This window comes from Crateriforma conspicua (assembly GCF_007752935.1).
In the GTDB taxonomy this organism is placed as follows: Bacteria; Planctomycetota; Planctomycetia; order Pirellulales; family Pirellulaceae; genus Crateriforma; species Crateriforma conspicua.
Map to the genome: position 1 here is coordinate 6379819 of NZ_CP036319.1, position 13136 is coordinate 6392954.

At 59.3% G+C, this 13136-nt stretch carries 9 protein-coding genes; 1 reads left to right on the forward strand and 8 read right to left on the reverse strand.

Going from position 1 to position 13136, the window contains the following annotated elements; translation table 11 throughout:
• Window positions 1–15: 15 nt before the first annotated feature.
• The 6 genes from Mal65_RS23325 to Mal65_RS23350 all read right to left on the reverse strand — a co-directional run bounded on the left by Mal65_RS23325 (window position 16) and on the right by Mal65_RS23350 (window position 8016).
• Window positions 16–879 (reverse strand): FHA domain-containing protein, encoded by an 864-nt coding sequence (locus Mal65_RS23325; RefSeq protein ID WP_145303342.1) that lies wholly within the window; start codon window positions 877–879, stop codon window positions 16–18.
• 27 nt (window positions 880–906) lie between these two features.
• Entirely contained in the window at window positions 907–2439 is a 1533-nt protein-coding gene (locus tag Mal65_RS23330; RefSeq protein ID WP_145303345.1) for a serine/threonine-protein kinase, read from the reverse strand.
• Window positions 2440–2610: 171 nt separating this feature from the next.
• Window positions 2611–3435, reverse strand: a complete 825-nt coding sequence (gene truA, locus Mal65_RS23335; RefSeq protein ID WP_196784395.1) for a tRNA pseudouridine(38-40) synthase TruA — start codon at window positions 3433–3435, stop codon at window positions 2611–2613.
• Between the two features lie 40 nt (window positions 3436–3475).
• A complete protein-coding gene (locus Mal65_RS23340; protein ID WP_145303351.1) occupies window positions 3476–4495 on the reverse strand; it encodes an aspartate-semialdehyde dehydrogenase in 1020 nt (339 codons plus the stop codon).
• Window positions 4496–4902: 407 nt separating this feature from the next.
• The gene (locus Mal65_RS23345) at window positions 4903–6060 is read right to left on the reverse strand and encodes a formylglycine-generating enzyme family protein (protein ID WP_390621986.1); all 1158 of its coding nucleotides are present in this window, start codon (window positions 6058–6060) and stop codon (window positions 4903–4905) included.
• A 315-nt stretch (window positions 6061–6375) separates the two neighbouring features.
• A complete protein-coding gene (locus tag Mal65_RS23350) occupies window positions 6376–8016 on the reverse strand; it encodes a S1C family serine protease (protein WP_196784396.1) in 1641 nt (546 codons plus the stop codon).
• Between the two features lie 470 nt (window positions 8017–8486).
• Between Mal65_RS23350 and Mal65_RS23355 the strand changes: the two genes are divergently transcribed.
• Window positions 8487–10085 carry a glucuronate isomerase gene (locus Mal65_RS23355; RefSeq protein ID WP_145303357.1) on the forward strand — a complete coding sequence of 533 codons (1599 nt, stop codon included), beginning with the start codon at window positions 8487–8489 and terminating at the stop codon, window positions 10083–10085.
• Window positions 10086–10207: 122 nt separating this feature from the next.
• Here Mal65_RS23355 and Mal65_RS23360 read toward each other — a convergent pair whose 3' ends face one another.
• Both Mal65_RS23360 and flhB read right to left on the reverse strand, forming a co-directional pair.
• Window positions 10208–11749 carry a 2-isopropylmalate synthase gene (locus Mal65_RS23360; protein ID WP_145303360.1) on the reverse strand — a complete coding sequence of 514 codons (1542 nt, stop codon included), beginning with the start codon at window positions 11747–11749 and terminating at the stop codon, window positions 10208–10210.
• A 308-nt stretch (window positions 11750–12057) separates the two neighbouring features.
• Entirely contained in the window at window positions 12058–13134 is a 1077-nt protein-coding gene (gene flhB / locus Mal65_RS23365) for a flagellar biosynthesis protein FlhB (RefSeq protein WP_145303363.1), read from the reverse strand.
• Window positions 13135–13136 lie beyond the last annotated feature (2 nt).

Below are 13136 nucleotides of genomic sequence, written 5' to 3' on the forward strand. Positions count from 1 at the left end.
GTGGGGCGAGTATAGTCAGTCGATCCCGTCGATCACCTGCAAGTCGGGTGGGCTTTGGAATTGCACGATCTGATAGATCACCAATGCCACGACAAGTATGGCCAAAACGATGGCGCCGACCATCTTGGCCGTTTCAACCCAATCGGTGTCTGCCTTGGACGCCCGACGTTTTTTTGACCCTGCGAACGGTGATTCCGATGGCTTGCGGTCGGGCGACCGCGACGCTGCGGACGGGCGGCCGGTCGGTTCTTTCACCGCCGTATCGCTTTGACCGATCGACACGTCCATCGAATCGGAATCGTCCCAATCGACGTCGACCGAATCGATGTCCAAGGATCGTTCATCGCCGTCATCGGACGCCGCTTCTTCACCGGCCGCGACACGGCTTCGAATGTTTTCGTATCGCCTCTCTCGATCCGCATCGTCCTGTTTCTCCAGAAACGCGGCGATGTCGAACTCTTGCCACGCTTCGCCTTGGATCATCGTGGGCGTATCGGCGGGTCCGTCCCCCGAGTCATCATCCGCCGGCGTCCCGGTCGCGGGTGTTCCAGTCGCACGAGTTCCGCTTGCGGGCGTGGTCGCGGCCACGGCCAGATCGAAAGCGACCTTGCCGCAACGCAGCTGGTCCCCGTCGCTTAGCTGGGTCCACTGCAGCGGCGGCAATTTCTCGTTGTTCAGCCGAGTTCCGCTGGTGCTGTTCAGATCCAACACGCGGACGCTTTCGGCACCATGATGAATCAGGCAATGCCGCCGGCTGACCGATTTGCTTTTCGGCCGAATCTGGCACTCGGCATGGCGGCCGATCATGTAGTAGCCGTGAGCAATGTCTGCAGTCAGACCGGCCCGGCTACCCTGTGCCAGAATCAGTTGCACGAACATGACGGGCAAGACCCAAGCGTATGAAGGCTATTCGTCGACGATGATCAGGGTGCCGTCCTTGCTGTCGAACTGCTTCAACCGCGGCCTGGATTGCTCCAAAGGACGAGAAAACGTGTAAGCCATCATGCCTAAAACGGCCACCAACGCCAAGGCGGCGAAAGCCAAACCGATCCCCAGCAAGACCTGCTGACTGTTGCCGCCGCCATCGGATGCCGGTTTTCCGCCCGCCGTACGACCGGCCGCACGTGGCGGCGGCGGCGGCGAAGCATGCCCCAACGGCCCCATCGAATCAACGGCGGACGCAGCCCCGGGAGCCGGCAAATCGGGCAGATCCGAAAAATCAAACCCGTCCAACGATTCGGTGGGATCGCCACTGAGGCCGCTTTCGTCGCCACCGCTGGAGGAGATGGAACTTTCCTCGAAAACCGTCTGCTGTCCCGACACGGCCATGGATGTGGTGTCATCGGGGTGTGCAAACGAACGCAGCGATCCCGTTTGATCCGTCATGGGAACCCCACGGATCTGCTTCAGCTGGACCAACAAGTCGGACATCGACGGCGGTCGATCCGAAGGCCGCTTGGCCATCATCCGCTTGATCAAATCGGCAACCGCGGCCGGACAATCATCACGCACCGACCGTACATCGGGCACCGGCGCAGTTTGGTGTTTCGCCAACCGCTGCTGTAACGAGCTGCCGCTGAACGGCGGACGGCCGGTCAGCAGGAAATAGAACGTGCATCCCAGCGAATAGATATCGGCCCGCGAATCGATGCTGCGGCTGTCGATCGCTTGTTCCGGTGCCACGTAATCGGCGGTCCCGGTCAGACGTTTGGACGATTTGCCGCCGTCATCGAAATTAAAACCAATGCGTGCCAGCCCCATGTCACTGACTTTGACAACGCCGTCACGCCCCAGCATCAAATTGGATGGTTTGATGTCACGGTGAATGATGCCCCGGGCGTGAGCATGCGAAAGGCCTTCGGCCGCTTGGCGAACCGCGTCAATCGCGGTGGCGACGGGCATCACCCCGTCACGGGCGACTGCCTGCTGCAAATCGGCACCGTCAACATATTCCATGACGATATAAACTTTGCCGCCGGCTTCCGCACAATCGTACGCACGCACAATGTTCGGATGATCCAGCTGGGCCGATGCACGTGCCTCGTCTTTGAAACGCTGGATTCGACGTTCATCGGCCAACTGCTCGGACGGCAAAATCTTCAGCGCCATCAGACGCTTCATGATTTGGTGTTCCCCCAGAAACACCATCCCCATGCCGCCACGGCCCAACGGTCGCAGCAACCGGTAACTGCCCAGATAGAAGCCCTTGCTTTTACCGGCCAGCACCTTCTGTGATTGCCAGTCGGTCAAAATCCCGGCCGCCACCAGACCCTCGGCCAAGCTTTCCGGGGTCAACGTGGTCTGATCGGCCAGCAACGATGCCACGACCTTCTTGACGTCGTCCAACTCCACCAGCCCACCGGCCATCGCACGCCGGACGAATCCGCGCGAAGCGTCATCTAGCAGGGTGGGATTCGGGGTCGATGGTTGACCAGACATGAAGTCGCCGAGACGTGTGATTCGTGGGCCCGCAACTCACGGGAACCTCATAGTGTAATGCCTTGCCCTCGATGATCGTCCCCCTTAAGCCCGCGTCACGAGGTGCTTTACGGCCTTCTCAATGAAGTTTGAATGAAGGTCGCCGTTTTTGATGGAAAAACGAAATCTTCCTCAGCCGGAGGGTGCACTTTGATGCCCGTGGGACGCCTCGATCGCCCCCGGGTCGTTTGGACCGTACCAGACCGACTTCAAGAACAAACCGTTCGGCGGAGCGGTGGGACCGGCCAGTTCACGCTTTTTTTCAGCCAACAATTCCGTCACCCAGCACGGCGGATGCTTGCCCAGCCCCACATAGATCAGCGTCCCCACAATATTGCGGACCATGTTGTACAAAAACCCATCGGCCTGAACCTCGATCGCCAAACGCGATTCGCCCCACGGCCCGTCGGGCAACGGGATGATGTCACACGCGGTCACGTGACGGACCGTGGTGGTTCGCGGGGCCCCGGCCGATTGAAAGCACGCAAAATCCTTGCGCCCGACGATCAACTGGGCCGCTTCGGCCATGGCATCCAAGTCGACCCGTTTTCGCAGCCGATACCAGTACCGGTGTTCCAGCGGATTGCGGTTGCCGCCGTTTTGCAATTGGTACCGATACCGCTTGCTGACCGAATCACGAATCGCATGGAAATCGTCCGGCGCGTCGACCGCATCGGTGACCAAGATCGAATCCGGCAGGGCCACATTGATCGCCGTGGCCAGTTTTTGGGCCGGCGCATTCCATCGCGGCATCGTACAGCTGGCGACCTGGGCGATCGCGTGAACGCCGGCATCGGTCCGCCCGCTGCCGACGACATGAACACGCGCGCCGGCCAACTTCGCGACCGACCGTTCCAACCAACCCTGGATCGTCATGCGACCGGGTTGAATTTGCCAGCCGCTGAAATCGGTGCCGTCATAGGCGACGGTCAACTTGAACGTTCGTGGCGACGTCATGTAACCCATTCGGCCGTCGGCCGCGGACAAGCCACCCTGATCACGACGATGCGGCCGCCAGTTTCTGAATCAACAATTCAGCAATCTGCACGGCGTTGGTCGCAGCACCCTTTCGCAAGTTGTCGCTGACACACCAGAACGCCAGACCATTGGGCGAACTGAGATCCTTGCGAACGCGGCCGACGAATACATCGTCCTTGCCCTCACAATCCTGTGGCATCGGATACTGCTTGTTGTCCAAGTCATCGACCAACGTCACGCCGGGTGCCGCCGCAAACAATTCTCGCGCCTTGTCGACGGAAATCGGGTCGGCGGTTTCCACCAGGATTGATTCGCTGTGGCCGATCGTGACCGGGACGCGCACACAGGTGGGACAAACAACAATATCGTCGTCGCCCATAATTTTGCGTGTCTCGTACACCATCTTCATTTCTTCACTGGTGTACCCCGCTTCCTTTTCCGATCCGATTTGTGGAATCAAGTTGAACGCGATCGGATACTGAAACGTCTTGGCCGGATGCGTCTTGCCGGTCAGGGCGCTGCGGGTGCTGTCGTACAGTTCTTCGTTTCCGGCCAAGCCGGCGCCACTGGTCGCCTGATACGTGCTAACGACAACGCGACGCACCGGGCAGTGGCGGTGCAGCGCCGCCAGTGCAACCACCATCTGGGTTGTGCTGCAGTTGGGACTGGCAATGATTCCCTGATGGTCATGAATCGCTTCCGGATTGACTTCGGGGATGACCAAAGGAACCTTGGGATCCATCCGCCAATAACCGCTTTCGTCGACGACCACCGCGCCGGCGTCGGTCGCCCACGAAGCAAATTCCGCAGACACTTCATCCGGCGTGCTGGCGACCACGATGTCGATCCCCTGAAACGCATCGGGTTCCAGCAATTGGACCTTCAACGTTTCGTCCGCAAACCGGACCTCTTTGCCGACGCTGCGCTGGGACGCCAACAGCTTCAAGCGATTGATGGGCAGTTTGCGAAGGGCCAACTGTTCCAAAACGATCCGGCCGACGGCACCGGTGGCACCGACGACGGCTAAGTTGACTGACAACGTCGTGATCCTTTGAATTGCAGGATGAAGGTGAATTGGACGGTATGCATCAGGTGTGGCCCGAATCGACGGGGCAACACGATGGATGTCGCGAAACAGACAGAATGAAACGGACGCCCACCCTCAGGTTCGGCCCGTCATCGCCGCCGCCCGGTTCGTCCCGATGGCCCGTCGACGCGGCGACATCCATCATCCTGATCGGTCGTCAAGCGTCCGCAAGCGGCATCCGAATTTCCCCAGAAAACCGCCGTCCGGGGAAAGAAAACATCCGCCTGGATCTTGGTTTCGTCAATAACCGGCGCACGAAAAGACCCTTCGGGGCGACACAAAATCGCCGGGAAGGGTCGTCGTTTCAGCCGTACGCGCCCGGGTTCCAGCTGCGGGCGTTGGGCTCGCAAAAGCCTCGATCAGTTGTCCATGTTCTCGATCGCTTCGGGCAACGATTCGTCGACCAGGCCCCAGCCGCCCCGACCACCTTGAATCCGTGACTGAACGGCATCCTTGGTTTCTTCGTCGTTGGCGTCCCAGAACAGATTGATCTTTTCGTCGGCCAATGGTTCCAACGATCGGAACAAACGGAACCCGACGCCTCGCGATGGGTCGCTGGTGTGCCACCAGGGGCTGACGGGGAAGTTCGGGTCTTCGCTTTTCCAATCATCGTCGTTGCTGGCCAAGCGTGCCGCGCTGCGAAGATCCGGCGGGTCCATTTCCCAGGATCCTCCACGAGCCACGGCGGGCCATGGCGTTTCCGGCCACTGGACCGATTCGATCGCATCGACCGGTTGCTTGTCGGCCAGTCGGGCGTAACCGTCTTCGCTGTACAGATCAACGACCCATTCAGCGGCGTTGCCGTGCATGTCATACAGACCAAACGCATTGGGCTTCTTCGTCGCGACCAAGCCCGGTCCGTCCAATGCGTTGTCGAAGTACCACGCGTAATCATCAATATCGTCCGCGGTGTCGCCGAAACTGTACGCGGTGGTGGTTCCCGCGCGAGCAGCGTATTCCCATTCGGCCTCGGTCGGCAAGCGGAACTGTTGGTTGGTGATCCGCGAAAGCCACTTGGTGAACTGTTTGGCCGCATAGACCGTCATGGTCACCGCGGGTTGCATCGGTTCTTCGCCGTATTCGTAGGTGAAGGTCGGATCGTACAGCTCGGTCGGTGCCGTGATCGCATCGGTCATGTTGTCATCACTGACGGTGCGTTCGCCACGGGCTTCGAAGTCTTTGAAGATCGAATACATGCGCATGTATTCCTTGTACTGCTGCCAAGTCACTTCGGTCTTGGCGACCCACATCGGTGCCACTTCGACTTTGACCTGAGGGCCTTCGTCATCATTGCGGTCTTCTTCCGAATCGGGACTGCCCATTTGGTAGGTCCCGCCGGAAACCGGAATCATTTCAAACTCGATGTCGGTCCCCGGAATTCGAACCGTGTAAGGCACCATGTACCCCTGGTCCACTTTGACCGACGGACCGTCGGCCGGCTTTTCGTCGGCGATACCGGGCGTCGCTGCGGTCGCATGGGTGGTCAAGCCGACCAATGCGGCCAACGCGATGAACAAAGAAGGTCGCGGCAAAGAAAATCGTGGCACGTGCATCGAACTTTGATGGATAGTCATGAAGAAGAAACTTTGGGGGAAGGCGGGTCGAGCCTATTTCAGGCGGGCAGGAAAGCAACCGTGTCGGTGAAAACCACGCCCCGGATGTTCAGGTTCGCCAGACATCCGCGACGCCGACCGGAAAGCTTGCCCCCATTGTCAGCAGAAACCCGACGAAACGCCAGCGTGGTGCGCCATTTCCGGTCGCCTGCGACCTTCCGTATCAGCATCACCTCCGGACGTTTCGTTACGCCAGGAAAAACTGTCAGTCTGTGATCCTTATCGGTCCAAGTGGTCGGGGCGTTTGCCCAGCAGGACCTGCAAATCTTGCGTTTGTCCATCACGAATCACTTCCAAACGCACGTTCGCCCCCGCCATGGCGTTACCGATCAACCGCATCAGGTGCCCGACGTCGGTGACGGTCACGCCGTCAACGGCACGGATGATGTCCCCGGGCAACACGCCGGCACGCCCCGCGGGTGAATCGGGCGGATTGACCTGTTCCACCCTGGCACCGCGGATCCGAAGGTCTTCGCCGATGATCGAATCGTCGTCCACCTGCGCCAGCTGAACGCCCAGCCAACCGCGTTGGACCACACCGGTCAAACGAATCTTGTCGTACACCTTGCGAACGACATTGCTGGGGATCGAAAAACTGACGCCCTGATAGGTTTCTCCGACGATCGCGGTGTTGATCCCGACCAGGGTGCCACGAGCGTCGACCAGCGGCCCGCCACTGTTGCCCGGGTTGACCGCCACGTCGCTTTGCATGAAGTCTTGGTATTCCTCGCGAGCCCCGTAGTGATTCGACGCGCGGACCATGCGATGTTTGCCGCTCAGAATCCCGAACGTCACTGTCCGGTCCAGCCCGAACGGACTTCCCACCGCCCAAACCGGCGAACCGACTTTGCATCGATCGCTGTCGCCCCAACGAATCGGAATCAAACGGTCCGCATCGATTTTCAGCACCGCCAAGTCCGTCAGCGAATCGCTGCCCAAAACCGTGGCGGGCAAACGGCGTCCGTCCGAAAGGGTCACCGAAATCTGGTCGCCTTCGGAGATGACGTGCCGGTTGGTCAAGACATAGCCGGCCTGGTCCACGATCACGCCGCTGCCCTGGTCCGACGGCGAACTGCTGCCGCCGGGCAACAAGGCCGACAATGCGTCACCGGACGGGTCAACGCGACGTTGGACATCGATATGGACGACGCTGGGGCCGACCGTGGCCGTCACCATCTGGTACGCGTCGCTGAGTGCATCCAGCGAAACGTTCTTCAGCCCATCAATGCCTGTTTCGTATTCGGCCCGCAACTCGCCACGGTGCCATGCGTAACGGATCTCTTCCACAATCCGGGGAACGGCATAGCGTGCCGTCGCCAGCAAGACCAACATCGTGGCCATCAGAAAAAGACTTTGTGTCAGTGCGTCCGAACCACCCTGGGCCCGGGCTTTTGATCGCCCGCGTTCAGCTGAACCGCCCTGCGATGTGGCCGGCGAAGACGTCCCGCCGAAAGCCGACGGCGGAGCCAAGGTTGCTGGGGCATTCAACGCAGGCCCAGGTTCATTTGCGGATTCCGGAGTCGGATTCAACGCAGGCGCCGCATCAAAGGCGCGGCGAAATTGGTCGACTTGATCCTCGGCTGCCTCGACTTCCGAAACGCCGATGTCGACATGTGAATCGTTTTCTGCCGTCGAAACCTTGCCCAATCCCCCTTCGCCGACGCCATCGTCAAATCGCCAAATCTGGCCCTCCGGCGTCCCACCGGTCGCCGGGTCTTCCCTCGGATCGGGTGCGGTCGCCCAAACGTGGTGGACGGCGGAATCGCCTGTGACGACCGAATCGTCGTCCTTGCCCGACATCGGCGGTGACGCCTGCTGTGGCAACTCGTGTTCTACTCGATCGGCAGGATCATTCGTCATCGCGCAACCAAAAACGAAACCATCGACATTAGGGAAAAAGCCGGACGCCCGTGACGGAATCATCATTCCACCACCATCCGACCGACGTTACTGTCGCACCCCCATTCGCCCCGGCAATCCCGCGTGACAGCAAAATCAGGGCATCGGGCGGACGTGTTGGGAACCACGGTCGACGATATCCTGACGCTGTGCCGTGGCGGGCCACCGGACCCGTCCAGTGTAACGGTGCGGCATCGGGGACGAGTGATAAACTGTGCAGAAACGGCGGTTCCCATGCCGCCCGCGCCTGATATTCCGACTCAGCCCTACACCGTTCAGGCCGATTTTCAGTTTTGCCGCAACCGGATCGGCCGGGCCGCCCCGAATCCGGTGGGGTCGCCCCCGAACGTTCGTGGCCAAAAATTTTGCTTCCCACGCCACCCCGTACGACAGTCCCGCAACCCGTCCCAAGCGTTATCACCCGATTGATCATGCCGCATCCCATCAGCCAGACGATCTACCAAGCCCTCGCCGATATCGAATTGGTCGATCCGCACACCCACATCAATCCGCACGCACCGGCGTCCAAGTCGCTGGCCGACCTGCTGGGATACCACTACTACACCGAACTGGCCCATTCGGCCGGCATGCCCAAAGACCAGATCGAAGACGATTCGATCGGCCCCGATGAACTGGTCGCCCGACTGGTCAAAGGCCTTTGGCCGATTGAAAACACGGTTCAGTATCGATGGTTCATCGAGATTTGCCGGAAACTTTTCGACGTCGACTGTCGAACGATTGATTCTGAAAATCTGGAGACGATCACCGCGGCAGCGGCCGACAAGTTTGCATCCCCGAATTGGGCCGACACCGTGCTGTCCCGCAGCAACGTCCGCGCGGTCTTTCTGACCAACGACTTCGACGATGATCTGCAAGGTTTCGACACCGCCAAATACATTCCTTGTCTGCGGACGGACGATCTTGTCTTTCACCTTGCCAAGCCAGAAACACGCCAGCGTTTGACCGACTGCAGCGGCATCGAACTGACCGGATCGCTGGACAGTCTGCGTTCGGCTTTGAAACAACGGTTCGAACACTTCACCGCCTCCGGTGCAAAAGCCTGTGCCATATCGTTGCCCCCCACTTTCGAGCCGCAACAGGTCAGCGACGGTCGAGCCGAAACGGCTTGGGAAAGCGTTTTGCGTCAAGGCATCTTGGCCGACGATTCACACCACACCGCGTTGTCACGTTTCGTCTTTTGGACGCTGGCCGAACTGTGCGATGAATTCGGCTTGCCGTTCGATCTGATGATCGGTGTGAATCGCGGTGTGTACGAGTCCGGCGTTTTCCAAGGTCAAGACCTGTACGATTCGCGGGTTTCGCTGATCCAGTACAAAGCCCTATTCAACGCCTTCCCCAAGGTCACCTTCCCGGTGTCCGTGTTGGCCAGCGTCACCAATCAAGAATTGGTCAGCTATGCATGGATTTTCCCGAACGTGGTCACCAACGGACACTGGTGGTACAGCAACACGCCGTCATTCATCGCCCGCGATGCGATGGCACGCTTGGAAGCGATCCCGCAAACCAAGCAGATCGGCTACTACAGCGACGCGTACAAATTGGAATTCGTGTGGCCCAAGTTCGACATGTACCGCCAGGTGCTGTCCAACTTGCTGGCCGAACACTTTGTCGGTTTCCTGGGTTGGTCCGAAGAACAGGCGATCGCCCTGGGCCATCGTGTGCTGCGTGGGAACGTCGAAGACATCTTCAACATCGAATCGACCCACGACGGCGAACTGGATCCACGACCAACCGACGACGAATTGACCGCAGTGGGTCGCCCCGATGTCGTGATCGGTGACCGCAACGATCCGCCCGATGCGGCGTCGGTTGCATCGGAATTGGATGCCGAACCGTTGGACGTCGGCGACTTGACCGGGTCCGAAGACGAAACCAGCACGAATATCCGTCCCCTGGGCGGTGATTCACAGTTTGTTGCGGACGATTCGGACTTGCGTCTGAAGAACGATCCGCGAACGGGCGAACCGACCCTGCCGGTCGACGAAGACGAAACCGACAAACCGTCCTAATCATCATCGGTCAACGAACGTTTTCACCCCGCATCGACGCGGCAAGCGTCGATGCGGATGGACGTGACCGAAACGTCCCGTGGGATCACTGTCCCAGCGACGACAGCGATGATGGCGGCGGATCAAGCGTCGCCGGTGTCCGCCGGTCGGCTTTCGCCGATCCGATTCAACGCATTCAACATCGCCAGGATCGTACTTTCGACGCTGTCGGTGCTGACACCAATGCCGCGATAGGACTGGCCCTTGTATTCAACTTCCAGGTTGACTTCACCGATGGCGTCCCGGCCCAGCGTGGCACTGCGGACTTGAAAGTCTTTGCAGATCAGTTGCACACCGGTGATCTTTTCGACCGCCCAAAATGCGGCGTCGATCGGACCATCACCTTGTTCGGCCTGGGCTGTGTGTTCTTCGTCGCCCTTACGAAGCGTCACCGACACCTTGGGTGTCTTGTTGCGACTGCTGGTGACTTCATAATCGACCAGCGACCACTCCTCCGGCACACTGCCGCTGATTTGTTGCTGGACCAAAGCGATGATGTCACCGTCATAGATCTCTTTTTTCTTGTCGGCCAGATCCTTGAAACGTTCAAAGACCTGCTGAAGCTGTTCGCCGGTCAAGGTCAGCCCCAACGTCTTGGCGCGATCGGCAAGTGCGGCGCGTCCGCTGTGCTTGCCCAACACCAAATCGGTCTTCGTGAATCCGACCTCTTCGGGCGACATGATTTCGTACGTGCTGCGTTCCTTCAGCATGCCGTCTTGATGAATGCCAGATTCATGAGCGAACGCATTGCGACCAACGATGGCTTTGTTGCGTGGGATCGCTTGTCCGGTGACTTTGCTGACCAGTCGACTGGTGGGCAACAAACGCTTGGAATCGATCCCCGTTTCGCATTGATAGAAATCGCCACGGGTCTTCATCGCCATCACGACTTCTTCCAACGCGGCGTTGCCGGCGCGTTCACCGATGCCGTTGATGGTGCATTCGATCTGCCCTGCCCCGGCGGCGACGCCGGCCAGGCTGTTGGCCACGCCCATGCCCAAATCGTCGTGACAGTGCATGCTGATCACCGCTTTGTCGATGTTGGGCACCTTTTGTCGAAGCAATTTGATCCGGTCATAGATTTCACCCGGCGTCGCGTAACCCACCGTGTCGGGAATGTTGACGGTGGTCGCCCCGGCATCGATCGCCGCTTCGACCACCCGGCACAGAAAATCCGGTTCGGTACGAAAGGCGTCCTCAGGTGAAAATTCGACGTCATCGCAATAGCCTGCGGCGCGGCGGACGCCGGTCACCGCACGCTGGACGATTTCGTCCGGCGACATTCGCAACTTGAACTCGCGGTGAATCGCGCTGGTGGCCAAGAAAACGTGGATCCGGGCCGCAGGTGCCGTCTTGAGTGCCTCCCAAGCCGCATCGATGTCTTTTTCGTTGCAGCGGGCCAAACCGCAGATCGTGGCCCCACGCACGGTGCCGGCAATCTGTTTGACGGATTCAAAGTCTCCCGGCGAAGCGATCGGAAAACCGGCTTCGATGATGTCCACGCCCAAATCCGCCAACGCCTGAGCAACCTCTAGCTTTTCGGCCAGATTCATGCTGCAACCCGGCGATTGTTCGCCGTCGCGAAGCGTTGTGTCGAAAATGCGGATGTAACGAGACGAAGACATGATTTGGTTTCCTTTCAGGAACCGATGAAACGACAAACGAAGTCATAAAAAAAACCCGAGTCGCGATGACTCGGGTTTTCCGTGTTCGGGGATCCGACCGTTTCCGGCTACACAAACCTTCATCATCCGACGCAGGGGCGTCGCAACAATAGCAGGCTCGGTAGCAGTTGGGTGCGGGTCGTCATGATCAAAAGTATGGTCAAAGATCCGGGGATGTGTAAAGCCTAGACAGAATACGCCCGTCGGGGTTCATCCGGTGACGCGATTCTGCCGTCGACCGAACCCCGACTGGGCGGGTCCGACAATGCCTAGGCGGCCTGCGGCATCTTGCGTCCCTGCAATTGATAGACGTACCGCAACACCTCGGCGACCGCCTGGTACTGTTCCGGCGGAACAACGTCACCGGTTTCGACGTTCTTGTACAAAAACTGCGCAAGCGGTTTACGTTCGACGACGGGGATGCCGTTTTCAAGCGCCACGCGTCGGATCCGCTGGGCCAATACCCCGGCCCCCTTGGCCAGCACCACCGGCGCCGGCATCGTGACCGGATCGTACTGAATCGCGATCGCCAACTCCGTCGGGTTGCTGACCACCACATCAGCCTTGGGAACATTCTGGCCGATCTCGTTCATGGCGATCTGTCGCTGCACTTGGCGGCGACGTGCGGCCACCTGTGGATCGCCCTCGGTCTCCTTCATTTCATCCCGCAATTCCTGATCGGTCATCATCAGGTCTTGCTCAAACTTCCATTTTTGAAACGCGTATTCCAAGATCGCCAAAATCGTCAGTGCCGCACCGATATACAGACACACTTCGACCAACACTTGGAACAGAGTCCTTGCGACCTGACCGATCGTCATGGTGGCCATGCCCAGCAACGCTTCATAGCGACGACGAACGGCGAAGAACGCCACCACGCCGATGATCGCGACTTTGAACAATCCAAAGGTCAAACGCATCACACCCTGCAAAGAGAAGATTCGTTTGGCACCCGACAGCGGACTGATGTTGCTGAGCTTGGGAACCAGCTTGTCGGGCGAAATCATCAAGCCGACCTGTGTCACATTCACCAACACGCCGGCGGCAAACATCACCAACAGGAAAGGCACCGCGGCCAACCCCAGTCGCGCCGCATGAGTCATCAGATGCCGCGACGCGCCGGCGGGCCCACCCAGTGACAAACGCGGCTTGGACAAACCCTCGGTCACCGCAATCCCAATTTGCGTGGCGGCAGCATCGCCCAGAAACCACAGCGCCGCCAATGCCGACAACAGCATCAACGCACTGGCCAAATCTTGGCTCTTGACGACCTGGCCCTTCTCACGCGCCTGGCGCCGCTTTCGGTCGGTTGCAAAATGTTTCTTGTCACCACCGGAATCAGCCATCG

Bases quoted from the DNA above. Each gene is read 5' to 3' on its own strand.
- Mal65_RS23325 (WP_145303342.1), bottom strand. From the start codon at position 879: ATGTTCGTGCAACTGATTCTGGCACAGGGTAGCCGGGCCGGTCTGACT.
- Mal65_RS23330 (WP_145303345.1), bottom strand. From the start codon at position 2,439: ATGTCTGGTCAACCATCGACCCCGAATCCCACCCTGCTAGATGACGCT.
- truA (WP_196784395.1), bottom strand. From the start codon at position 3,435: ATGACGTCGCCACGAACGTTCAAGTTGACCGTCGCCTATGACGGCACC.
- Mal65_RS23350 (WP_196784396.1), bottom strand. From the start codon at position 8,016: ATGACGAATGATCCTGCCGATCGAGTAGAACACGAGTTGCCACAGCAG.
- Mal65_RS23355 (WP_145303357.1), top strand. From the start codon at position 8,487: ATGCCGCATCCCATCAGCCAGACGATCTACCAAGCCCTCGCCGATATC.
- Mal65_RS23360 (WP_145303360.1), bottom strand. From the start codon at position 11,749: ATGTCTTCGTCTCGTTACATCCGCATTTTCGACACAACGCTTCGCGAC.
- flhB (WP_145303363.1), bottom strand. From the start codon at position 13,134: ATGGCTGATTCCGGTGGTGACAAGAAACATTTTGCAACCGACCGAAAG.